Origin of the sequence: Chelatococcus reniformis, assembly GCF_014640075.1 — a bacterium.
Classification (GTDB): Bacteria; Pseudomonadota; Alphaproteobacteria; order Rhizobiales; family Beijerinckiaceae; genus Camelimonas; species Camelimonas reniformis.
Genome location: NZ_BMGG01000009.1, coordinates 92,080 through 112,629, shown reverse-complemented (window position 1 = coordinate 112,629; position 20,550 = coordinate 92,080). Strand labels below are relative to the sequence as shown.

20 protein-coding genes, 1 tRNA gene and 1 pseudogene are annotated in these 20,550 nt (G+C 67.9%); 7 read left to right on the top strand and 15 right to left on the bottom strand.

Features of this window, described 5'->3' with window-relative positions; translation table 11 throughout:
* Positions 1–37 precede the first annotated feature (37 nt).
* The 3 genes from ligD to IEW34_RS23245 all read right to left on the bottom strand — a co-directional run bounded on the left by ligD (position 38) and on the right by IEW34_RS23245 (position 3,778).
* Positions 38–2,740, bottom strand: coding sequence for a DNA ligase D (gene ligD / locus IEW34_RS23255; protein ID WP_188611621.1), 2,703 nt, complete (start codon positions 2,738–2,740; stop codon positions 38–40).
* Between the two features lie 96 nt (positions 2,741–2,836).
* Positions 2,837–3,457, bottom strand: a complete 621-nt coding sequence (locus tag IEW34_RS23250; RefSeq protein ID WP_188611620.1) for a cysteine hydrolase family protein — start codon at positions 3,455–3,457, stop codon at positions 2,837–2,839.
* A 24-nt stretch (positions 3,458–3,481) separates the two neighbouring features.
* Positions 3,482–3,778: a SemiSWEET family sugar transporter gene (locus IEW34_RS23245; RefSeq protein WP_188611619.1), complete on the bottom strand. Its 297-nt coding sequence runs from the start codon at positions 3,776–3,778 to the stop codon at positions 3,482–3,484.
* A 185-nt stretch (positions 3,779–3,963) separates the two neighbouring features.
* On the opposite strand from IEW34_RS23245, the gene IEW34_RS23240 reads away from it, so the two are divergent.
* Positions 3,964–4,224 (top strand): hypothetical protein, encoded by a 261-nt coding sequence (locus tag IEW34_RS23240; protein ID WP_188611618.1) that lies wholly within the window; start codon positions 3,964–3,966, stop codon positions 4,222–4,224.
* Positions 4,225–4,263: 39 nt separating this feature from the next.
* Here the strand turns inward: IEW34_RS23240 and IEW34_RS23235 are convergent, their stop codons facing one another.
* The 8 genes from IEW34_RS23235 to hemA all read right to left on the bottom strand — a co-directional run bounded on the left by IEW34_RS23235 (position 4,264) and on the right by hemA (position 12,217).
* On the bottom strand, positions 4,264–5,247 hold the full coding sequence (locus IEW34_RS23235) for an NAD(P)H-dependent flavin oxidoreductase (RefSeq protein ID WP_188611617.1): 984 nt from the start codon (positions 5,245–5,247) through the stop codon (positions 4,264–4,266).
* Positions 5,248–5,708: 461 nt separating this feature from the next.
* Complete coding sequence (locus IEW34_RS23230) at positions 5,709–6,323, bottom strand: 2-hydroxychromene-2-carboxylate isomerase (RefSeq protein WP_188611616.1); 615 nt, start codon at positions 6,321–6,323, stop codon at positions 5,709–5,711.
* Positions 6,324–6,791: 468 nt separating this feature from the next.
* Positions 6,792–7,097, bottom strand: coding sequence for a hypothetical protein (locus IEW34_RS23225; RefSeq protein WP_188611615.1), 306 nt, complete (start codon positions 7,095–7,097; stop codon positions 6,792–6,794).
* Positions 7,098–7,667: 570 nt separating this feature from the next.
* Positions 7,668–9,218: an acetyl-CoA acetyltransferase gene (locus IEW34_RS23220; protein ID WP_188611614.1), complete on the bottom strand. Its 1,551-nt coding sequence runs from the start codon at positions 9,216–9,218 to the stop codon at positions 7,668–7,670.
* Between the two features lie 171 nt (positions 9,219–9,389).
* Positions 9,390–10,097: a polysaccharide deacetylase family protein gene (locus IEW34_RS23215; protein WP_244642189.1), complete on the bottom strand. Its 708-nt coding sequence runs from the start codon at positions 10,095–10,097 to the stop codon at positions 9,390–9,392.
* Between the two features lie 246 nt (positions 10,098–10,343).
* Positions 10,344–10,787 (bottom strand): GNAT family N-acetyltransferase, encoded by a 444-nt coding sequence (locus tag IEW34_RS23210; RefSeq protein ID WP_188611612.1) that lies wholly within the window; start codon positions 10,785–10,787, stop codon positions 10,344–10,346.
* 13 nt (positions 10,788–10,800) lie between these two features.
* A tRNA-Thr gene (locus IEW34_RS23205) sits at positions 10,801–10,875 on the bottom strand.
* Between the two features lie 118 nt (positions 10,876–10,993).
* Entirely contained in the window at positions 10,994–12,217 is a 1,224-nt protein-coding gene (gene hemA / locus IEW34_RS23200) for a 5-aminolevulinate synthase (RefSeq protein WP_188611611.1), read from the bottom strand.
* Between the two features lie 401 nt (positions 12,218–12,618).
* Here hemA and murA point away from each other — a divergent pair, with 401 nt between their 5' ends.
* The gene (gene murA, locus IEW34_RS23195; protein ID WP_188611610.1) at positions 12,619–13,917 is read left to right on the top strand and encodes a UDP-N-acetylglucosamine 1-carboxyvinyltransferase; all 1,299 of its coding nucleotides are present in this window, start codon (positions 12,619–12,621) and stop codon (positions 13,915–13,917) included.
* A 309-nt stretch (positions 13,918–14,226) separates the two neighbouring features.
* A pseudogene (locus tag IEW34_RS23190) lies at positions 14,227–14,406 on the top strand (copper amine oxidase); the annotation flags it as partial.
* Between the two features lie 220 nt (positions 14,407–14,626).
* On the opposite strand, the gene IEW34_RS23185 reads toward IEW34_RS23190, so the two are convergent.
* Positions 14,627–15,013 (bottom strand): hypothetical protein, encoded by a 387-nt coding sequence (locus IEW34_RS23185; RefSeq protein ID WP_373288306.1) that lies wholly within the window; start codon positions 15,011–15,013, stop codon positions 14,627–14,629.
* Between the two features lie 129 nt (positions 15,014–15,142).
* Between IEW34_RS23185 and IEW34_RS23180 the strand changes: the two genes are divergently transcribed.
* From IEW34_RS23180 to IEW34_RS23165, 4 genes are read left to right on the top strand one after another with little or no spacing between them, the layout of a single operon-like run.
* Entirely contained in the window at positions 15,143–15,574 is a 432-nt protein-coding gene (locus IEW34_RS23180; protein WP_188611609.1) for a DUF2948 family protein, read from the top strand.
* A 1-nt stretch (position 15,575) separates the two neighbouring features.
* Positions 15,576–16,865 (top strand): histidinol dehydrogenase, encoded by a 1,290-nt coding sequence (hisD, locus tag IEW34_RS23175; protein ID WP_188611608.1) that lies wholly within the window; start codon positions 15,576–15,578, stop codon positions 16,863–16,865.
* A gap of 11 nt (positions 16,866–16,876) precedes the next feature.
* A complete protein-coding gene (locus IEW34_RS23170) occupies positions 16,877–17,377 on the top strand; it encodes a UPF0262 family protein (RefSeq protein ID WP_188611607.1) in 501 nt (166 codons plus the stop codon).
* Between the two features lie 3 nt (positions 17,378–17,380).
* Positions 17,381–17,830: an arsenate reductase ArsC gene (locus IEW34_RS23165; RefSeq protein WP_373288305.1), complete on the top strand. Its 450-nt coding sequence runs from the start codon at positions 17,381–17,383 to the stop codon at positions 17,828–17,830.
* Positions 17,831–17,915: 85 nt separating this feature from the next.
* Here IEW34_RS23165 and IEW34_RS23160 read toward each other — a convergent pair whose 3' ends face one another.
* The 3 genes from IEW34_RS23160 to IEW34_RS23150 form a co-directional block, all read right to left on the bottom strand.
* Positions 17,916–18,614, bottom strand: a complete 699-nt coding sequence (locus IEW34_RS23160) for a TerC family protein (protein WP_188611606.1) — start codon at positions 18,612–18,614, stop codon at positions 17,916–17,918.
* A 224-nt stretch (positions 18,615–18,838) separates the two neighbouring features.
* A complete protein-coding gene (locus IEW34_RS31150; protein WP_188611605.1) occupies positions 18,839–19,195 on the bottom strand; it encodes a DUF2934 domain-containing protein in 357 nt (118 codons plus the stop codon).
* Positions 19,196–19,363: 168 nt separating this feature from the next.
* Positions 19,364–20,542: a serine hydrolase domain-containing protein gene (locus IEW34_RS23150; RefSeq protein ID WP_244642161.1), complete on the bottom strand. Its 1,179-nt coding sequence runs from the start codon at positions 20,540–20,542 to the stop codon at positions 19,364–19,366.
* Between the last annotated feature and the right edge of the window lie 8 nt (positions 20,543–20,550).

The following is a 20,550-nucleotide window of genomic DNA, read 5'->3' as shown; positions in this document are numbered from 1 at the left end:
CGAGCAGGCCGTCCGCCGGTGGTGTGATCGGGCAAGGTCAGGCGGCGGCCTTGGACGAGCCGAGCCGCGTCATCGCCACTGTGAGCGGACGCGCGCCCCGAGCGTAGTCGGCCCATGCGCTGGTCTTGGCGAGCAGTTGCGGCACGGTGCGCAGGGTGAAGCGCTTGGGATCGAGATCGGCGCGCACTTGCGGCCAGGTGAGCGGCATCGAGACGGTGGCGCCGGGGCGACCGCGGGGCGATAGCGGCGCCACCGCCGTGGCCATGCGGTCGTTGCGCAAATAGTCGAGAAAGATACGGCCGGGCCTGAGCTTCTTGGCCATGTTGATCAGGTAGCGATCCGGCTGCTCATGCGCCATGCGGCGGCAAACCTCCTGGGCGAAGGCCTTGGCCTCGGGCCAGCCCGGCTGCGCCTTCGACCGAGCCGCGGCGACGTCGAGCGGCGTCACGACGTGCAGCCCCTTGCCACCGGTGGTCTTACAGAAGCTGACCAGGCCGAGCTCGTCCAGACGTTCGCGCAGCGCCCGAGCCGCCTCCACCACCGCCGTGAAGGGTACATCGGGACCCGGGTCGAGATCGAAGATCAGTCGCCCGGGCAGTTCCGGCTGGCCGGGTGCGCAGTTCCAGGGATGCAGCTCGACACCGGCGATCTGAGCCACCGCCGCCAGGCCTTCGACGCGGTCGATCTGCAGGTAGGGCTTGCGGTCGCCGGAGACCGTGACGAGTTCGAGCAGGCTGGAGGTGCCGCGCATGGCATGGCGCTGGAAGAAGCACTCGGCGGCAATGCCGTCGGGAGCGCGAATGAGGGAACAGGGACGGCCCCGGATGTGCTCGATGAGCCAGGGGCCGACAGCCTCGAAATACCGAGCCAGATCGAGTTTGGTGATCGCCCCCCCGGCCTCCTCCGCCGGCCACAACGGCTTGTCGGGCTTGGAGATCAACACCCCCATGACGATCGGTTTGGCAGCCGCTCCGCGGCGGCTCGCCCCGGTCGTAGCCTGCTTCGGCGGTGCGGGCAGCGCCGCGTCGATCACCTCCGGAGACACCGGCTCCTCGGCCCTGATCTCGGCTGCGGGCTTGTCCTCGCGCAGTCCCTTGAACGCCGCCTGGCGAACCTGTCCACCATCGGTCCAACCGGCGAACTCGATCTCGGCTACGAGCTCGGGCCGCGTCCAATGCACCCCCGCCGTCTTCCGCGGGGCTCCTTCGCCAGTAAAGGGCGAGCGGCTGGCCTCGACGGCCTTGAGCCGCGGTAGCAGCCGGCCGACCTTGGCCTGGCTATAGCCGGTGCCGACCCGGCCGATGGGGACCAGGCGATCGCCGCGATAGACGCCGACGAGCAACGAGCGGAACTTGCTTCCGGTGGTCGTCCAGCCGCCGATCACCACCTCGTGCCCGGCGCGGCACTTGGAGCGCACCCAGCTTTGGCTGCGACCGGATTGATAGGAGGCGTCGAGCCGCTTGGAGACGATGCCTTCGAGCGAAAGCTTGCACGCCGAACGCAGCACGGCCTCGCCCCCCGCCTCGAAATGCTCGACGTAGCGGATGTACCGGCCGTCGACCTCGGGCAAAGCGCTCAGGATGGCCTGAAGGCGGGCCTTGCGCTCGGACAACGGCCTGCCGCGCAGGTCCTCGCCGTCGGCGTGGAGCAAATCGAAGCCGTAGAATAAAAGGTCGTCGCTCGCGCCATCCGCCAAGGCGGCCTGGAGCGCCGAGAAATTGGGCGCCCCGTTGTGGTCGAGGGCCACCACCTCGCCGTCGATGATGCAGTCGGGCAAGGCGCTGGCCGCGGCCGCCACGGCACCGAACCGCTCGGTCCAGTCGAGGCCCTTGCGGGTGAACAGCGTGACGCGCCCTGCGGCGACGCGCATCTGGACGCGGTAGCCGTCGAATTTGATCTCATGAACCCAGCCGGAGCCGGCGGGGGGCCGTGCCACGGTCTCGCTGAGCTGGGGGGCGATGAAGTCCGGCATCGACGCGCTCGGCGGCGCCTTCGCCCGGCGGCGTGCCGTTGTCTTTCGCTTCGCCGAGGGTGCGCCGCTCCCAACTTCGCCATCACCCACCCGCTGGTCCGCGGCGAGGCCGTCGCGGCTGTCCCAGACGGCATCGGCTTCCATGGCGCCGGACAACATGAAGGGCTTGGGTGGGCGCCCCCGACCCGCGGCGATCTCGGCCATGGTGCGGCCGGAGGCGACGGACCGATCGTCGTCGAGCACGGCAGCGCCGTCGCTTGGGGCCGCGAACTCATCGCGATGCTTGATCAGCAGCCAGTTGGTGCGCTTGCTGCGCTCGCGGTCGCGCTTCATGCGGACCAGCACCCAACTGCCCTTCAGCCGCGCCCCGTCGAGCGTAAATTTGAAGTCGCCTTGCGCGAGCCCCTCTTCGGGCGACGTCGCGCCCTCGGCCTCCCAATACCCCCTGTCCCACAGTTGAACGGTGCCGCCGCCGTACTGTCCCTTGGGAATGGTGCCTTCGAAATCGCCGTAGTCGAGCGGATGATCCTCCACCTCCACGGCAAGGCGCTTGTCCTGGGGATCGAGAGAGGGGCCGCGCGTCACCGCCCACGACTTGAAGACGCCATCCAGCTCGAGCCTGAGGTCGTAGTGCAGGCGCGTCGCCGCATGCTTCTGGACGACGAAGCGGCGCCGGTTGGACGGCTGCACATCAAGCTTGCCGCTCGGCTCCGCCGTCTTGGTAAAATCGCGCTTGGCGCGGTAGCTCGTCAGTGCCTTGTCCGCCACGTGCGCCTCCGCTCGGCCCGCCGTGCGCCGGGCGCGTGCTCATACCTGCCCAACTGCGCAGTTTGGCCCCGGTTCCGCCGGGCGCAAGCCCCAAGCCTAAGGCTGCTTCGGCAACCAGCCCTCGAGCACCTGCTCGGTCGTCGCCGCTTCGACCTGCTGGCTGTAGCGATTGTGATAGAGCGTCATCATGGCATCGTGCGTCTCGTCCGACGAGCTGCACAGCGCGTCGGTCACGATGACCACCCGATAGCCGTGATCAACCGCGCCGAGCACGGTGGCCAGGACGCACACGTCGGTTTCGCCGCCAGTGATCACCACGGTGTCAGCAGATCGGTCGCGGAGGAGGGCGTCGAGCCGCCCCGTCAGCCAGGGCGAGTAGACGGCCTTGTCCACGATCGGGGCGGCCGGGGCCAGTTCTCCTAACTCGGGCACAACGTCGATCATGCCGTCGGCGAGGCGTTCGCGCGTCATCGATGGCCAGCGCTCATAGTAGCGCCGCCAGGTACCATGGCCGTCGCCGGGGGCGCGGGCCGGGACGAAACGCGTGAAGAGAGTTCGCCGCGGCCAGGCGCCAACGATGCGTTGGACGTTCGGCAGGACACGCTCGAACCACGGCATTGCCCAATCCGTGCCTTGGGCGAACAGGCGCTGCATGTCGACGCAGACGTGCACGGTCCGCTCATCGAGCGGCGCAAGCAGGCTTGTCTCCTCCCTCATGCGCCGCCCTCGAAGCCCTGGCCATTATTTCGTCGGATCGACGGCATCGGCGACCTCGTTCTTCTGCCGCGATGGCAAGAGGATCATCACGAGAATGAACGTGGACACTGCAAGGCAAATGCCGTTGGCGAGGATCAACGGCCATTGGCGTAGCGCGATGCCGTAGCTCACCCAGAGCGCAAAGCCGGTCACGGTCAGCGCATACATGCCGGCCGACAGGCTGTGCGTATCGCGCCTGCGGATGATCTTGAACGCTTGCGGAGCGAAGCTGATCGTCGAGCAAAGTCCAGCTGCGCTGCCCAGGACGACGGCCACGTCCACAATCCCCTCCCGGCATTCCGCGCCCTGCCCCTTCGGGCCACGTTACACAACCGGCAAGCCGGGGGCCTGTTCCGCGGACGCTGCCGCGCGCGCAACCATTTCGGCGACGGAATTGGGCTTGAAGAAGAGGGCAAGGCTACTACTCTATAGCCGAGCTGAGCGCGCCTTTGAGCGGGGAAAGCGCCATGTCGCAGACCACCGTCACCTTGTTGCTCGAGCGCCTTGCGCACTTGCCGCCCTCCGCCGACCCGGAGCGGGCGCTGCGCGGCGCGTTGCAGGATTTTCGTCGCGAGCGGGAGAGCGGCGGACCGATGACCGAGGAAGAGTGGCGCGGGCTGATGCTGTGTGCCCGCGACTTGGTGCATCCGCCGAGCGGGCGCTCGCCCTATGTGGGGGCGGGCGCCATCGAGCGGGCACTCGACGGCGAAATCGTCGGACGCGCCTGAGACGCGCGACGATCTCGCCGCCGCGTGGCCACGCGGGGGCTATGCCGCGGCGAGGAAGCCTTCCAGCCTCTTGCGGATGATCGCCTCGGCCTCGCTCATGATGCGATCGATCAGTTCCTGGCAGGTCGGGACGTCGTGGATCAGCCCCGCCACCATGCCGCAACTCCAGGCGGCGGCATCCATAACGCCCTCGTGGAGCACGCGGCGGTTCTGCGCGCCGACGACGTATTCACGCACGTCGGCGATCGTCGTCGCGGCGCCCTTCTCGCGCTCGACCTCGATAATGCGCTCGACGGCAGCGTTGGTCAGCACGCGCTCGGTATTGCGCAAGGGCCGCATGATGAGCCGCGTCTGCAGCTCGTCGGCCTCGACCAGCGCCTGCTTGACGTTGTCATGCACCGGCGCCTCGACCGTGGCCATGAAGCGCGTGCCCATGTTCATGCCTTCCGCGCCCAGTGCCATGGCCGCCACCAGGCTGCGCCCGTCGGCCATGCCGCCGGAGGCGACGAAGGGGATCTTCAGCTCTTCCGCCGCGCGCGGCAGCAGGATCATGTTGGGCACGTCGTCCTCGCCCGGGTGACCGCCGCACTCGAAGCCGTCGACGCTCACCGCGTCGCAGCCGATGCGCTCCGCCTTCAGCGAGTGACGGACCGACGTGCACTTGTGGATGACCTTGACGCCCGCCGCCTTCAGCGCCGGCATGTGCTCCTCCGGGCTGCGGCCCGCCGTCTCCACGGCGCGGACGCCGCCCTCGACGATGGCCTGGATGAATTCGGGATACGGAGGGGCGTTGAACGAGGGCAGGAATGTCAGATTGACGCCGAACGGCTTGTCCGTCAGCTCGCGGCACTTGGCGATCTCCTTGGCGAGATCCTCCGGCGTCGGCTGCGTCAGCGCGGTGATGATGCCGAGGCCGCCGGCATTGGAGACGGCGGCCGCCAGCGAGGCGTAGCCGACGTAGTGCATGCCGCCCTGGATGATCGGGTGCTTGATGCCGAACAATTCCGTGATGCGCGTCTTCATGATGTCAGAGCCTCCCATTGCGTCGTGGACCGATGCCAACGCTGCTTAATCGATCGGCGGCCGGCTTCCACCAACTTTTGCATGGCGGGTGGCTCGACCGCCGCCCTCCGGCCGGAGCGCGGCCGGGCCGATCACCGGGACGGGGCCATGGCCAGCGCGACGAGCATGAGGACGATCACGGGAAGTGTCTTCACCGTCGCGCTCAGCGGATCGGCCCACAGCTTCGGCGCCCGCAGGGCGGATGCGGCGAGGTCTAGAGCGTTTTCGAGCGAAGTGGACGCCGGTTCGCGTGAAGAAAACGCGACAAATCAAACCGATAGAGCATTTCGGCGATTCGAAGAAACGCGGAAATGCTCTAGCACGAGCCTGCGCGCGCCAGCATGGCAAAACGTGCGGCCAGCCACCCTGCCCTCGCGCGGCGCGCCAGGGACTGCCTAAGGCCCGGCCGTGACCTGCTGGCGTCAGCGGCCCGTCGTGGCCGCCAACTCCTCTTCCACGTCACGCAACTGGTCCTTGCCGAAGAACATCTCGCCGCCGACGAAGAAGGTCGGCGATCCATAGGCGCCGCGCGCCACCGCCGCCTCGGTGTTGGCGATCAGCTTGCCCTTCACGTCGGGATCCTGCGAGCGGCGGAGAATGAGGTCCGCATCGAGACCGGCCGCCACCAGCGCCGCCCGGACGACCTCCGGGTCATCCATCTTCTTGGGATTCTCCCACATGCAGGAGAACACCGCTTCGACATAGGGCTCGAAGAGGCCCTCGGCCTGCGCTGCCACGGCGCCGCGCATCAGCTGCAGCGTGTTGACTGGGAAGAAGGGGTTGTGGCGATAGCGCGTGATGCGGTGACGGCGCAGAAAGCGCTCAGTCTCCTTCTGCATGTGCTCCGCCTTGTTCTTGATGCCGGCGAGGCTCTCTGCCGGCGAGCGGTTGCCGGTGGCTTTGAAGATGCCCCCGAGCAGCACGGGAATGTAGACGAAGGTCGCTCCCGTCCGCCGCTCGATCTCGGGAATGACGAGATGCGACAGGTAGGCGTTCGGGCTGCCGAAATCGAACAGAAAATCGACCGTCTTGGCCATCGCTCACTCCTCCCGTTGGGCTGCACCGCGGCAACGGGTGGCGAGCCCGGAGGGCCCCCGCTGCGGTTTACACAGTGTTATAGTTCCAAAATGGAACTGTCAAATGAAGCCAGGAGGTCTTTTGGACGTGAACGCCGGCCAGTCGAAGCCCGTCGCCGCGCGACGACCGCTGTGGGCGCCGACACGGCGCGCGTTCCAATACCCATGCCGAAGGCGGGCTGGACCTAGCCGTCCAACGGCGAGGGACATTCACACGATTGATCTGGAGGGCTTCAACGTCGCCAGCGCCTTTGGAGCGGACGCTGCGCCCTGACCGCGACGCTGCTGCGATCGTCGTCATCATGCGACGACAGGCGTCGTATTGGCCCGGCGCCCTGCGCCAGGCCTTTGCCGTTTCAAGCACGGCAGCCCCGAGCGCATCGGAGCTGCCGCGCATGTCTATGCGCCGTCGGGCGCCGCGCGGCTAGATCACCAGCGCGGGCCGTAATAGCGCCGATAGCCGTAAGGCCGGCCATAGGCGCGCGGCGGCCCGTAGTAACGGCGCGGGCCGTAATAGCGCGGGGGAGGGCCGTAATACCGGCGCCCATAGTAGCCCGGTCCCGGCACCCAGCGGCAGCCGTAGGGCCCGCACACCCGGGCCGCCTTTTCAACGGGAGCGGCCTCGGCCAATGCCGGCTGCGGGCCGGCGACGGCGGCCCGCGCGGACGGGGCGAAACCGGCGCCCAGGGTGACAATGCCGGCCGCGGCAACGGCCGCCAACACAACGCGTTTCATTTCACTCCTCCGAAAGTGCCCCCGCCTCGACTGTTCGCCGAGTATCGCCAGAGTAGACGTCCGAGGCTGACCAAAACACTAAAGTCCGGTTCATCTGGCGTTCACGAAGAGCCCCAGGCTGGATCCGTGCGCTTGCCGCATCCCCCTGCGGGCAAACAAGATCGGACACGTTTACACGCTCGATTCGCGGTGCCTGCTAACATTAAGCTTATAGACAATTATCCGACCGTGTTCGAAAGCCCGGCACCCCGGAGCATCAGACTTAAAGGTAGGGTCGGTTGCTCTGGTGACAAGCCGATGCTGAGCCGCAGCGAACCGCCGCGCGGCTTGCGGGCGGGCGCAGACCGCGGGACGTGCTACGTCGATCGGGAGGCATCGCCCACCGGCTCCGACGGAGGCGCCCAGGGCCCGGTTTGTCAGCCTTTCGCACGCCAGTGGCGGCGCTCGCATCGCAAGCCGTCTGCGGCGTTAGCATGTCCCGGCACGGGACCGCCCCCATCGGGCGGCGACGCGCCCGATTCTCGCATGAGGAGCGCTCGGCTTGCGGCCAGGGCCGGCGAGGGCGAAGTGCTACGCCGGCGTGAAGGTGTTGCGCCCATCCGCATGCGCCACGTGGCCCGGGCGCCCCAGGCTGTCGCGCGCGGCAAGGTCGGCGAGCACGGCGGGATCGACCGGGGTGTTGGCGACGAAGCGCTCGCCCGTGGCGTCGAGCCTTCCCATCACGACGGCATAGTCCGGGGCGCTCTTGCCGTACATGACCGTGTAGGTCTCGATCCGTGCGGGCCCGGAGGCCGCCTCGGTCAGGGCGACCGTGGGCAGCCGGTCGAGCTCGGATTGGAGAACGTGCGGATCCTCGCGACGCCAGGGCCCGAGCGTCGGCTCGGTGGAGTACAGGCCGAAGGAGTGCTTGGTGATGTAGTTGCCGTTAGCCGTCACCAAGCCGAGGCTGCTCGGCTTGCCGCGCACGCGCCGCATCATCTCCGAGATGGAGTTCAGCACGTAGCTGTTGCCGGGGCCGCCGAAATACGGCAGCCCGCCGGTCACCGTTTGGCCGCGCGGATCATCCTCGGAGAGGCCGATCTCCTGGCAGGCGATCTCAACGGCCGAGGGGAAGCAACTGTAGAGATCGAAGAAATCCACATCCTCGATCGTGCGCCCCGCCATGGCGAACGCGCGCTTGGCGCCGGCGCGGATGGCGGGCGAGGCGCCGAGCTCCGTGCGATCGGACAGAAACCAGTGGTCGTGGCCATCGGCGCAGCCGTGCAGGAATACCCATTTGTGCTCGGGAATGCCGAGCTCGCGCGCCTGGCCGACCGAGGTCATGACGACGGCAGCGGCTTGGTCGATATAGGCGTTGGCGACCATCAGGCGAGGATAGGGCAGCCCGATCCAGCGGTTGCCGCCATCGATGGTGGCCAGCGCCTCCGCCGAGTAGCCGGCGCGCCGCGTGGCATAGGGATTGGCGGCGGCGACCGCGGCGAAGCGGGCGAACAGCTTGGCCATGGCCTTCAGATGCGTCTCCATCGAACGGCCGCGCTGGCCGCGGATGGCGTTCTCGATCAGCGGATACATGGTGATGGCCGCCCGCATGTTGTGGCGGTCCTCACAGTCGCTCCAGCCGCGGCGCGGATCGCCCGCCTGCTCCGGCTCGCCGCCCGGATCCTCGGCCCAGGACACCTCGAAGCCACCGAGTTGCACGCCGCGCTGGGTTCTGAGCGCCTCGCCGCCGACGATCATGGCCGCCCGCATGGCGCCGGCCGCAATCTGCTCGGCGAAGCCGTTCACCAGGTATTGCGGCATGTTGCCGCCATTCCAGGTGTAGATGTGGCGCGAGGCGGAGAGGCCGAGGCGATTGGCGACGCTCTTGGGTGAGTTGGTCGAGGTGCCGATATTCGACTTGAACCGGTGCGAGGTGTCCGAGAACAACCGCAGCATGGCGACCGTGTCGATGCTCGCGGCGAGGCCTGCGGCGCCGGCATCCTGAAGCGCCCGCCGGCCCGCCTCGGCGAGGAGGTCGAAGGGCGAGCGCCCCGCCTCGACCGGGGTCGCCATATCCGTTACGTCGCCGCAGCCGACGAGGATGGGGGTCGTGGGGTCGATCGAGCGGGACGGCGTGGTCATGCGGCATCTACCTCGGGCCGGCCAACTGATACGTGGCCTTCGGTGTCCCGCTTAGACGCTATCGCCCGTCCACGAAAGCCGTGGCGCCGCATGCGTCACGCGCGGCGGCGGCAGGGCTGCCGCCCGCGCCCGCCGGCCATGACCCGCGCGAAGACCTGACCCGCGCGAAGATCAGCGGACCGATGTGTCGGGATTGTCCAGATGGACGAACTCCGTCCCGCCCTGTCGCAGGGCGCGGATCCCCTCCACGATGCCGAGCCCGGCGGTGTGGTCGGGCTTATTGATGTGGCCGATGATGACATCGCGGGCCTGCGCGCCGCGCAGGTTGCGTGCCACCGATGGCGCCGGCAGCGAAGCGCCTTGATCACCGTTGATCGAAAACCCGGCTACCGCGAACCCCATCTTGCTGATCGCGGTGATGGCGTCAGGACTGTAGAGCGCGGTGGCGCCCCGATACCAGACCGGCTGGCGCCCGGTCGCCTGCCTGACCGCCGCCGCCCCGTTCTCGACCTCGGCCTTCAGGCCCACCGGGGTGGCGACCGTGGGGACGCCGTAGACTTCGCCAGGCTTAAGGATCGGTGCGTGATGATGCTCGCCATGGTTCTCGATGACGAAGAGCTCGGGATGGTCGAGCAACAGCTGGAGCCCGCGCGGGTTGGACCTGATCCACAAGGCCGTGGCGAAGATCGTCGTCGGGACTTTTTCGGCCACCAGCACATTGGCGATGCGCAGATCGAACTGGCCGCGGCACGCATCAAGGGTCAGCGCCACGCGCTTGGGCTTGCCGGCCACATCGGACAAACGGAGCGGCGGGGCCTCGAGCTTGCCGAGGGCAGCCGGCAAGGGTGACGCCTGAACGACGGGCGGAAGCTCGAGCACGGCCAAGCCTGCCGCAATGCCGCAGCCCAGGAAACCGCGGCGTGACAGCCGGTATCCACTGGCCGACCGGACACCTTCGCCAGGCGAACATGCGACGCACATGGGAGACCCCAAGACCAGAGCAACACGACTGCATCGCGGTTTTGCCACCGGTAGCGTGTCGATTGTGCCGCTCTGATCATGCCACAGTGTCGCACCCGCTGGGAACGGCCGCCCACCGCCGGCGCGCCGCGACGGTCTGGCCCTTCAGCCGGCGGGCGTGAGCGCCTTGCGCATGAAGTAGCGCGTGTGCCCGCGCGGATGCTCCTCCAGCGCGCCGAACACGGTGTAGCCGTTCTTCTCGTAGAAGCCGCGCGCCTGGAAGCTGAAGGTGTCGAGCCAGATGCCGGTGCAGCCGGACGAGCGGCCGATCTCCTCCGCTTGCGCCAGCAGGCGGCTGCCCAGGTCCTGACCGCGGAACACGGCGGGCACGAACAGCAGCTCGACGAAGACCCAGTCGTAGGAGGTCTTGCCCCACAGGCCGCCGCGATCTGCGCCCGTCTCCGGGTCACGCAGCAGGAGCGCGAAGGGGCGGTAGTTGGATGGCCCGGCGGTCTCGTCGTTGTAGGCGATCAGCGGCCTGACGATCGCTTCCCGCTCGGCGGCGTCCGGCGTCAGCGATACGACGATATCGGGAGCAGGTGCGGTCATGGCCTGGGAGCGATGGTGCCGCAGGGGAGGATTGAACTCCCGACCTCACCATTACCAATGGTGTGCTCTACCACTGAGCTACTGCGGCCAATCGGATTGGGCGTTGCGCCGAGAAGGTGTTCTCCTCGCTCGGGCGCGGATGAATGCCATAGGCACCCCTCACGCGCAAGCGGCGTCGGCACATTAGGGTGGGGAAAGTGCAGCCTTCAGGCAGCGCGGCGCGCGGCGAGCGACAGCCCGAGGGCTCGCCACGTGGCGAGCAGGGCGTCGCTGAGCTCCTCGATCAGGTCGTCGCTGTGATACGGCGTCGGCGTGATGCGCAGGCGTTCGGTTCCCCGGGGCACGGTGGGATAATTGATAGGCTGCACGTAGATGCCGTGGTCCTCCAGCAGCATGTCGCTCGCCGCCTTGGCGAGTTGCGGATCGCCGACCATCACCGGAACGATATGGGTGTTGTTGGCGAGCACCGGCAGGCCGACCGCCTCCAGCCGCGCCTTCGTCCGCGCCACCTGGGTCCGCTGGCGGGCGCGCTCGGTGTCGCTCGCCGACAGATGCTCGACGGCCGCTAGCGCGGCGGCCGCCACCGGAGGGGGCAGCGCCGTGGTGAAGATGAAGCCGGGCGCATGCGAGCGCACCGCATCGATGATCGCCTCCTTGGCGGCGAGGTAACCGCCGAGGCAGCCGAAGCCCTTGGCGAGCGTCGCCTCGATGACGTCGAGGCGCTCCATCGCCCCCACCTCCTCGGCATAGCCGCCGCCGTGGGCGCCGTAGAGGCCGACGGCGTGCACCTCGTCGAGGTAGGTCATGGCGCCGTAGCGCTTGGCCAGATCGCAGATGCCGTGGATCGGCGAGACGTCCCCGTCCATGGAATAGACGCTCTCGAAGATGATGATCTTGGGCCGCTCGGAGCCCGCCGCCTTGAGGATCTCCTCCAGGTGGACCAGATCGTTGTGGCGGAAGATGCGCTTGTCTGAACCGGAGCGACGAACCCCCTCGATCATCGAGTTGTGGTTCATCTCGTCGGAGATCAGCAGGCAGTCCGGCAGCAACTTGGCGATCGTGGCGATGCCGGTCTCGTTGGAGACGTAGCCGGAGGTGAAGACGAGCGCCGCCTGCTTGCCGTGCAACCGTGCCAGCGCGGCCTCCAGGTCGACGATCGGCTTGGAGGTGCCGGCGATGTTGCGGGTGCCCCCGGCGCCCACGCCCATGCGGCCGGCGCTCGCCGCCATCGCCTCGGTCACCACCTTGTGGCGACCCATGCCGAGATAGTCGTTGGTGCACCACACCGTGACGTCGCGTGTGCCATGCGGCCCGTGCCAGGAGGCGCGCGGGAAGCGGCTCGTGTCATGCTCGATCGTGATGAAGACACGATAGCGGCGCTCGCGCTTCAAAGCCGCCAATGCATCCTCGAAATAACGATCGTAGTTCATCGCTGACCCGCTTCGCGATACTGGCGCACGCGGTCGGAGCCGCGGGCGAGGGCAACATGACGTTGTTTTCGAAACATTCCAGAGAGCGGCCATCACTGCAAGCTGGCCGTTCGCCGCATGGGGCGACTTGTTCGTTGCTGCGAAGGAGGCTAACGATCAGGGGCAGGGCATGGGGGCACGATCACCTTGAGTTCCAGCACCGCACCAGATCGTCAGCAACGGCTGGCCGAGGCGCTGCGGGCCAATCTCAAACGGCGCAAGGCGCAGGCCCGTGGGCGTGCCACCCCCAAAGGCGACGCGCGGGATGACGGGCCGCAGGCGCCCTCCCCCTCCAACACCCCCCTTCCGCGCGGCTGAGGCCGCCTCACATCGGCAGCGAGAGCCGCCCGGAGCAAGACAATATGGACCGCATCCGCATCACGGGAGGCTCCGAGCTCAACGGCGTCATCCCGATTTCCGGCGCGAAGAACGCGGCGCTGCCTCTGATGATCGCGAGCCTGCTGACGGACGAGACGCTGGAGCTGCACAATGTGCCCCGTCTGGCCGACGTCCAGCAACTGCTCCGCATCCTGAGCAACCACGGCGTCGATCACGGCATCGCCGGCAAGCGGCCGGGCCAGACGGCTGAGACAGGCCAGTCGATCCGCCTCCGGGCGCGCTCCGTCATCGACACGACGGCCCCCTACGAGCTCGTCTCCAAGATGCGCGCCAGCTTCTGGGTGCTGGCGCCGCTGGTCGCCCGCATGGGCAGCGCCCGGGTGTCGTTGCCTGGCGGCTGCGCCATCGGCACGCGCCCGGTCGATCTGCTGCTGATGGTGATGGAGAAGCTTGGCGCGAAGGTCGACATCGAAGGCGGCTACGTGCTCGCCAGGGCGCCGACATCCGGTCTCAAGGGCGCCGAGATCAACTTCTCCAAAGTCACCGTCGGCGGCACCCACACGGCCCTCATGGCCGCCGCGCTCGCCGACGGCACCACGGTCATCGACAACGCCGCCCGCGAGCCCGAGGTGGTTGACCTGGCCGAATGCCTCAACGCCATGGGCGCCAAGATCGCCGGCGCCGGACAGTCGCGGATCGTCGTCGAGGGCGTGGCCAAGCTCGGCGGCGCCAGCCACACGGTGCTGCCCGACCGTATCGAGACCGGCACCTATGCCATGGCCGTCGCCATGACCGGCGGCGACGTGCTGCTGGAGGGCGCGCGGCCCGTGCTCCTCCAGTCGGCCCTGGACGTGCTGGGCCAGAGCGGCACCGAGGTGACCGCCACCAACGAGGGCATCCGCGTGCGTCGCAACGGTCACGGCATCGCCGCGGTCGACGTCACCACCGAGCCCTTCCCCGGCTTCCCGACCGACCTGCAGGCCCAGCTTATGGCGCTGATGACCCGCGGCAAGGGCACAAGCCGCATCCGCGAGACGATTTTCGAGAACCGCTTCATGCATGTGCAGGAGTTGGCCCGCCTGGGCGCTCGCATCCGTCTCGACGGCGATATCGCCTTCGTCGACGGCGTCAGCAAGCTGACCGGAGCGCCGGTCATGGCCACCGACCTGCGGGCCTCGGTCTCCCTCGTCATCGCGGCGCTCGCGGCCGAAGGCGAGACCACGGTCAACCGCGTCTACCATCTGGATCGCGGCTTCGAGGCCCTGGAAGCCAAGCTGGGCCGCTGCGGAGCGCAGATCGAGCGCCTCTCCGGCGAGCACTAGAGCATTTCTGCGTTTCTTCGAATCGCCGAAATACTCTATCTGTTTGATTTGTCGCGTTTTCTTCACGCGAACCGGCATCCACTTCGCTCGAAAACGCTCTAGCTCCGCAATTGCCGGGGCCGCGGCCTTGGCCTTAGCCCGTGGGGGGGCCTCAGGTCGATGGATAGTCGACCATCCATCCGCCGCGGAGCTACCAGCCCGACCGCGCCCGGCGGAGCGTCCTCTGGCGGCAGTTCGGCGAATTGCCGCTTATTGTCGAGGGAGAACCGGCTGAAGTGCCGGAAGCCGTGGCGGACGGCGACGTCATAGACGCACGTCTGCAAGCCGGAGGATTTCCCGGTGATGGCGCTCGAATACGCGGGCTTCACGCTCAAGCCGACCGGCTTCTTCGCCGCCAATGCGGCCGGCGACATCGCGCCCGAGCGCAACGCCAGGAGCATCCTGAGCAATGACAGTGCTTCAGCGGGCTCCTGTTTCCGCTCAAACTAAGCCGAAGGAGAGGCAGGAGATGCAGCCGGCTGACGCGAGCCGGAGCATCTGCGACCGATCAGATGATCTCAAGTCGATGGATGGTCGGGTCGAGCCCGGCCATGACGAGGGGGAACAGAAAACCTTTTATTCTCAACGTCATGGTCGGGCTTGATCCGACTATCCAGCCGATCGAGGGCTCAGGACCACTGGGCGCGCCAGTTTCAAAAAGCTACGAGCTCTAGTAGCCGATGGCGCCGCGCTTCTTGCCGAACCCCGGGATTTCGCAGGCGCAAGGCGCGTTGCGCGGCAACATCATCCCCGTCGGGCAGCTTCCCCGCGAGGTGACACAGACGCTGCCGCCCCCGCCCCGCCGGCCGTAGCCGGGACCGGGAGGCGGCGGGGGCGGAGGCCGGTATCCTGGCGGCGGCGGGCGATAACCGGGCGGCGGCGGGGGATAGTCGGGAGCTGGCTGGCGATAGCGCCGTGGTGGCGGATAGTCGTCGTCGCCGCCATATCCACCGGAGTAGCCTCCGCCGCCGTAGTATTGGGCGGAGGCCGGTGCGGCGGTGACGACGGCGATCGGCACCAGCGCAATTGTCGCCGCCAAGACGCGGGCCAGCATCATCGTGTCGTCTCCTGCGTTATGGCGCCACACTGTGGCCGAATCGAAGATCGGTCAGGACTGTAGAGGGAATCATGCCACTGTTGCACCCTGCCTATGCGCCCGATACACACCGCCCATGGTAGCGTTACGATGACGGCCGAGCTTCTGACACTTCTGGCGCTGGATGCCGACGACCTCTCGGTGCTGTCCGCCCACCTGCAGGATGCCGTGCTGCGGCCCCAGGACATCTCCTGGCGCAAGACCGAGCGGCAGCTGGTGCTGGTGCTGCGCCGGTTCGACTGGAGCGCACCGGCCGACCAGCCGCGGCGGCGGCTGACGGGGCTCCATTTCGACCGCGTGCAACGCGTCGTCCATCAGGGCATCGGCGCGGGGCGCGACGTGCTCTGCGCCCTGGCGCTCACGTTCGAGGCGACCGATGCTCCGTCGGGCGCCATCTTGATCACGTTCGCCGGAGGAGGGGCCCTTCGCGTCGAGGTGGAATGCATCGAGGCGCAGTTGCGGGACCTGGGCCCGGCCTGGGAGGCCGCCAGCCGCCCCTCGCACTCCATCGACGAGGCTTGAGATGGCGATTCGGCTCGACGCCCAGGCGCCCGGCTTCCCTACGGCCTTCGCCACGCTGCTCGGGCAGAAGCGCGAGGTCTCGGAAGACGTCGACGAGCGCGTACGGACGATCCTGGCCGACGTTGCCGCGCGCGGCGACGCCGCGCTGATCGAACTCACGTCCCGCCTCGATCGCTGCGACGTTACGGGCCGGCTGCGCATCACCGAAGCGGAGCTCGCGCGGGCGGAGGCGGTCTGCCCTCCCGACGCTCTGGCGGCGCTGGCCCTCGCCAAGCAGCGCATCGAGGCCTATCACGCCCGCCAGCGCCCGACGGACGAGCTGTTCACCGACGACGCCGGCGTGACCATGGGCTGGCGCTGGAGCGCCATTGCCGCCGTGGGCCTGTATGTGCCGGGCGGGACGGCGAGCTACCCCTCGTCGGTGCTCATGAACGCGCTGCCGGCCAAGGTCGCCGGCGTGCCCCGCATCGTCATGGTGGTGCCGACCCCGGACGATACCCTCAACCCGCTCGTTCTGGCCGCGGCGCGCCTCGCCGGAGTGAATGAGATCTACCGGGTCGGTGGCGCCCAGGCGGTGGCGGCGCTGGCCTACGGCACCGCCACGATCGCGCCAGTCGCCAAGATCGTCGGCCCCGGCAACGCTTATGTAGCCGCTGCCAAGCGCCGCGTGTTCGGCACCGTCGGCATCGACATGATCGCTGGCCCCTCCGAGGTGCTGATCGTGGCCGACGAAACCGCCAACCCCGCGTGGCTCGCCGCCGACCTTCTGGCCCAGGCCGAGCATGACGAGGCGGCGCAGTGCATCCTCGTCACCGACAGCCCGACGCTCGCCGACGAGGTGGAACGCGCCCTCGCCCACCAGCTCGCCACCCTGCCGCGCGCCGCGATCGCGGCGGCGAGCTGGCGCGACTACGGGGCAATCGTCATCGTTCCTCATCTCGACGATGCCGTACCGCTGATCGATGCGATCGCGCCGGAGCATCTGGAGATCGAGACCCGCGATGCCGAGGTGCTGGCCGCCCGCGTGCGCAATGCCGGTGCCATCTTCCTGGGCGCCCATACGCCGGAGGCGATCGGCGACTATGTGGGCGGCCCCAACCACGTGCTGCCGACGGCGCGCTCGGCGCGCCACGCATCGGGCCTCGGCGTGCTCGACTTCATGAAGCGCACGTCGATCCTCAAGTGCAGTCCCGACAGCCTGCGCGCGCTCGGCCCCGCCGCGATCGCGCTCGGGACCGCCGAGGGGCTCGACGGCCATGCCCGCTCGGTCTCCATCCGGCTGAACCTCTAGGTGGCAGGCCCATGAGCGACGATCCGGTGCCCGCTGCGGAGAAGCCCCGTGACCGTCTGGTCGCGGTCAAGCTCGACGACGCGTCCATCGGCCGAGGCTCGCCCGACCAGGAGCATGAGCGCTCGGTCGCCATCTGGGACATCATGGAGCTGAACAGCTTCGCCGTTCCAAACCACGACGGCGGTCCCTACGTCCTGCTCATCGGCATGGTCGAAAAGAGGCTGTTCCTCGAGGTGCGCAACGAGGGCGAGGACGTCATCGTCACCCACCACCTGTCGCTGACGCCCTTCAGGAAGGTCATCAAGGATTACGAGCTGATCTGCGACAGCTACTACGAGGCGATCCGCACGGCGACGCCGCAGCAGATCGAGGCGATCGACATGGGCCGGCGCGGCCTGCACGACGAGGCCGCACGGCTGTTGGCGGAGCGCCTCGACGGCAAGCTGACGATCGACTTCGATACGGCGCGCCGCCTGTTCACCCTGATCTTCGCGCTGCACTGGAAGGGCTGAGCCTTGATCAGCGACGCGGCCGGCAACCGCGTTCAGGCCCTTCTCTTCGCCTGCGGGCTGAACTCCGTGCGCTCACCCATGGCCGAGGCCATCGCTCGCCACTATTTCGGCAAGTCGATCTACATCCGCTCGGCCGGCGTGCGCAAAGGCGAGCTCGATCCCTTTGCCGTGGCCGCTCTCGACGAGATCGGCATCGACGCCGCCAAGCACAAGCCCCAAAGCCTGGAGGAGCTCGCCGACGACGAGGGCATGAATTTCGATCTGATCGTCACCCTGGCGCCGGAGGCTCATCACGCGGCGCTGGAACTGACGCGTACCTCGGCCATCGACGTGGAGTATTGGCCGACGTCCGATCCGACGGCAACGCAAGGCTCGCGGGAACAGGTGCTGGAGGCTTATCGCGCCGTCCGCGACATGCTCGCCAAGCGGATCCTGGAGCGCCTCAAGGATTGAGCTGACACGCTCGCCTGTCCTGACCCGGCAAGAGCCTATGCGGAGGAGGCCGGGAAGTTGGCGCGCAGGACGGCGCGGCGCGCTGTCAGGCGGGTGGACGCAGGCTGACGGGCCGGCCCCGTGATTTGAGCACGGCGTAGGCGACGGCCAGCACCAGCACCGCGCCCGCGGCACCGGCAACGCTCTCCCACGTGTGGACGGCGTCCTGCCCGATCTGCCCGACAACCCAATAGTCGGTGATCATCATCGTGCCCGACACCCAGCCGAGCAGGCCGGCGCCGGCCCAGACGAGAAAGGGAAAACGGCCGAGCAGATTGAGCAGGAGATTGGCGCCAAGCACGATGAGGGGAATCGAGAGCGCGAGCCCAAAGATGAGCATGCCCACGTGGTCCTGCGCCACCGCGGCGATGGCGATGACATTGTCGAGGCTCATCACCGCGTCGGCCACCGCGACGGTCCAGATCGCCTGCCACAGCTTGCCGCTCTCGCGGATATCGCCATGGCTGTCGTCGTGCCCTGCGACGAGGTTGACTGCGATGCGCAGCAACAGCAACCCGCCGGCGACCTTTAGAAACGGGATCGTGAGAAGCTGAACCACGAGCAGCGCGAAGATGATGCGCAGCAAGATCGCCGCAAGCGCGCCGAGAGCGATGCCCCATTTGCGCTGGCGCTCGGGCAAACCGCGACAGGCGAGCGCGATCACGACCGCGTTGTCGCCGGAGAGAATCAGATCAATCCAAACGATCTTCGCGCCGGCGATGATCTCAGGCCAATACTGGTCCATGCGGTCCGCCGCCCGAAGAGCGCAAGGGCTGACAAGGCATTCGCCTACCGGCAAACACCTCGGCCGTTTGTGGTCTGTCGACCTGGATGACGGCCCGTGGGGGCTGCCGGCTGCGCCTGGACAGGTCGTCCCCACCCCGGCCCTCTGCCACATAAGCCGTCGTGCGCGCCAGTCAACCCGACAGGCGGCTTCGGGAGCGGGAGAACACGCAAACTGAGCTCGAGCTAGTCGAGGCCCGCCCGTCCCCGTGCGCGCTCCGACGGGCGCGGCCGTCTGGGCTCGGGCGGAGACTTGGCTTCAACTGCCGACGGCCGGGCGGGCGCGGCTTGACCTTCACCTTGATCTGTCAACGTCGGGAACTCGCCCTGGTTTTCAATGGCAAGGGCTGGCTCCGCCTCCGTTCGAGCCGTTTCGCCGTCTGCCTGCACCGGAGGCGGCAACGTGGCGGTTCCCTCTTTGTCCTCCAGTTCGATCGAATCACGCGCTCTGATCCAGTGGTCGAGCTCGCGCCCTGGCGCGAAGCCCTCTTCGCACCAGAGTTGGTACGCCCTTTCGCGGATACGGCTTTCTTTCGTCTGCATTGGCGAGGCTTTCAAAGGCAGAGTGACTGGCCGGGACGACTGTCAGCGTCGAAGCCCGGTCAGCCAGCGCCGCCGGTGTTTCACTGCAATCGTGCTTCATCCGGCTGCTCCCGCAAGAGGGAGCAGCCGGACAATGCGCGGCTTCGTGCAACGGTTCCTCGCAAGCCCTCAATCGCCGAAGGCGGCGTGCACCATGTTCCGATACAGCTGGCGGAGTTCGTCGCGCTGGCCAGGCGCCTGGACCATCAAAAGGGCGAAGCACTCCTCCTCCGGGTCGATCCAGAAGGTGGTTCCGGCGATGCCGCCCCAGAAATACTGGCCGACCGAACCCGGCACCGCGGCAATGCCCTCATCGAGGCGGACGGCGAAGCCCAGCCCGAAGCCGTAGCCTTCCGGCAGCAGGTCCGAGCTGATCTTCACCCCGGGGCCGAGGTGATTTGATGCCATGAATCCCACGGTCTTTCGGCTGAGCAGGCGCACCGTGTCCAACGCGCCGCCGTTCTGCAGCATCTGCAGGAAGCGCGCGTAATCCAGGGCCGTGGAGACCAGGCCGCCGCCGCCCGATTCGAGTTCCGCCGGTGTGCGCACGTCGATCAGGCGCACCGGATCGTTCGTGTCGGGATCGCGAGGGAACGCTTCCGCGACCCGGTCGTGGGCGCTCTCGGGCACCGAGAAGGCGGTGTCGACCATGCCGAGCGGCGCAAAGATGTCGTCTTGGAGAAAAGCCCCCAGCGCCCGTCCGGTCACGACCTCGACGATGCGTCCAAGCACGTCCGTCGAGCGGCTGTAGTCCCAATGCGTGCCCGGCTGGTGGATCAGCGGCAGCGTCGCCAGCGCCTCGGCATGCTCGGCATTGGACCAGCTGCGCCGGTAGATCTTGGCGTCGGCATAGAGCTTGGCCAGCGCCGGTCCGGCCAGGAATTCGTAGCTGAGGCCGGAGGTATGGCGCAGCAGGTCCTGCACCGTCATGGGGCGGAGGGGATCGATGAGCTCGATCTCGCCGTCGCGCTCGATGCCGACCTTGGTCTTGGCGAAGGCGGGAATGTATTTCGACACCGGGTCGGAGAGCAGGAGGCGTCCCTGTTCGACCAGCATCATCACCGCGGTCGAGACGATGGGCTTGGTCATCGAATAGATGCGGAAGATCGAGTCCGTCCGCATCGGCGTTCCGCTCGCCGGGTCGCGCACCCCGATCGCCTCGAAGTGGGCGATCTTGCCGTAGCGGGCGATCAGCGTCACCGCGCCGGGAAGGCGGCCACGGTCCACCTCGGCCCGCAGCGCGGCCGTCAGGCGCGCCAGGCGTTCGGCGGAGAACCCCACTTCTTCCGGCTTTGTGGTCGGCAACATCGACATTC

What these genes read in the sequence shown, in the direction of transcription:
- IEW34_RS23250 (WP_188611620.1), bottom strand. Translation starts at nt 3,457, where the DNA reads ATGAGGGAGGAGACAAGCCTGCTTGCGCCGCTCGATGAGCGGACCGTG.
- IEW34_RS23240 (WP_188611618.1), top strand. Translation starts at nt 3,964, where the DNA reads ATGTCGCAGACCACCGTCACCTTGTTGCTCGAGCGCCTTGCGCACTTG.
- IEW34_RS23235 (WP_188611617.1), bottom strand. Translation starts at nt 5,247, where the DNA reads ATGAAGACGCGCATCACGGAATTGTTCGGCATCAAGCACCCGATCATC.
- IEW34_RS23230 (WP_188611616.1), bottom strand. Translation starts at nt 6,323, where the DNA reads ATGGCCAAGACGGTCGATTTTCTGTTCGATTTCGGCAGCCCGAACGCC.
- IEW34_RS23225 (WP_188611615.1), bottom strand. Translation starts at nt 7,097, where the DNA reads ATGAAACGCGTTGTGTTGGCGGCCGTTGCCGCGGCCGGCATTGTCACC.
- IEW34_RS23220 (WP_188611614.1), bottom strand. Translation starts at nt 9,218, where the DNA reads ATGACCACGCCGTCCCGCTCGATCGACCCCACGACCCCCATCCTCGTC.
- IEW34_RS23210 (WP_188611612.1), bottom strand. Translation starts at nt 10,787, where the DNA reads ATGACCGCACCTGCTCCCGATATCGTCGTATCGCTGACGCCGGACGCC.
- hemA (WP_188611611.1), bottom strand. Translation starts at nt 12,217, where the DNA reads ATGAACTACGATCGTTATTTCGAGGATGCATTGGCGGCTTTGAAGCGC.
- murA (WP_188611610.1), top strand. Translation starts at nt 12,619, where the DNA reads ATGGACCGCATCCGCATCACGGGAGGCTCCGAGCTCAACGGCGTCATC.
- IEW34_RS23185 (WP_373288306.1), bottom strand. Translation starts at nt 15,013, where the DNA reads ATGATGCTGGCCCGCGTCTTGGCGGCGACAATTGCGCTGGTGCCGATC.
- IEW34_RS23180 (WP_188611609.1), top strand. Translation starts at nt 15,143, where the DNA reads ATGACGGCCGAGCTTCTGACACTTCTGGCGCTGGATGCCGACGACCTC.
- hisD (WP_188611608.1), top strand. Translation starts at nt 15,576, where the DNA reads ATGGCGATTCGGCTCGACGCCCAGGCGCCCGGCTTCCCTACGGCCTTC.
- IEW34_RS23170 (WP_188611607.1), top strand. Translation starts at nt 16,877, where the DNA reads ATGAGCGACGATCCGGTGCCCGCTGCGGAGAAGCCCCGTGACCGTCTG.
- IEW34_RS23160 (WP_188611606.1), bottom strand. Translation starts at nt 18,614, where the DNA reads ATGGACCAGTATTGGCCTGAGATCATCGCCGGCGCGAAGATCGTTTGG.
- IEW34_RS31150 (WP_188611605.1), bottom strand. Translation starts at nt 19,195, where the DNA reads ATGCAGACGAAAGAAAGCCGTATCCGCGAAAGGGCGTACCAACTCTGG.
- IEW34_RS23150 (WP_244642161.1), bottom strand. Translation starts at nt 20,542, where the DNA reads ATGTTGCCGACCACAAAGCCGGAAGAAGTGGGGTTCTCCGCCGAACGC.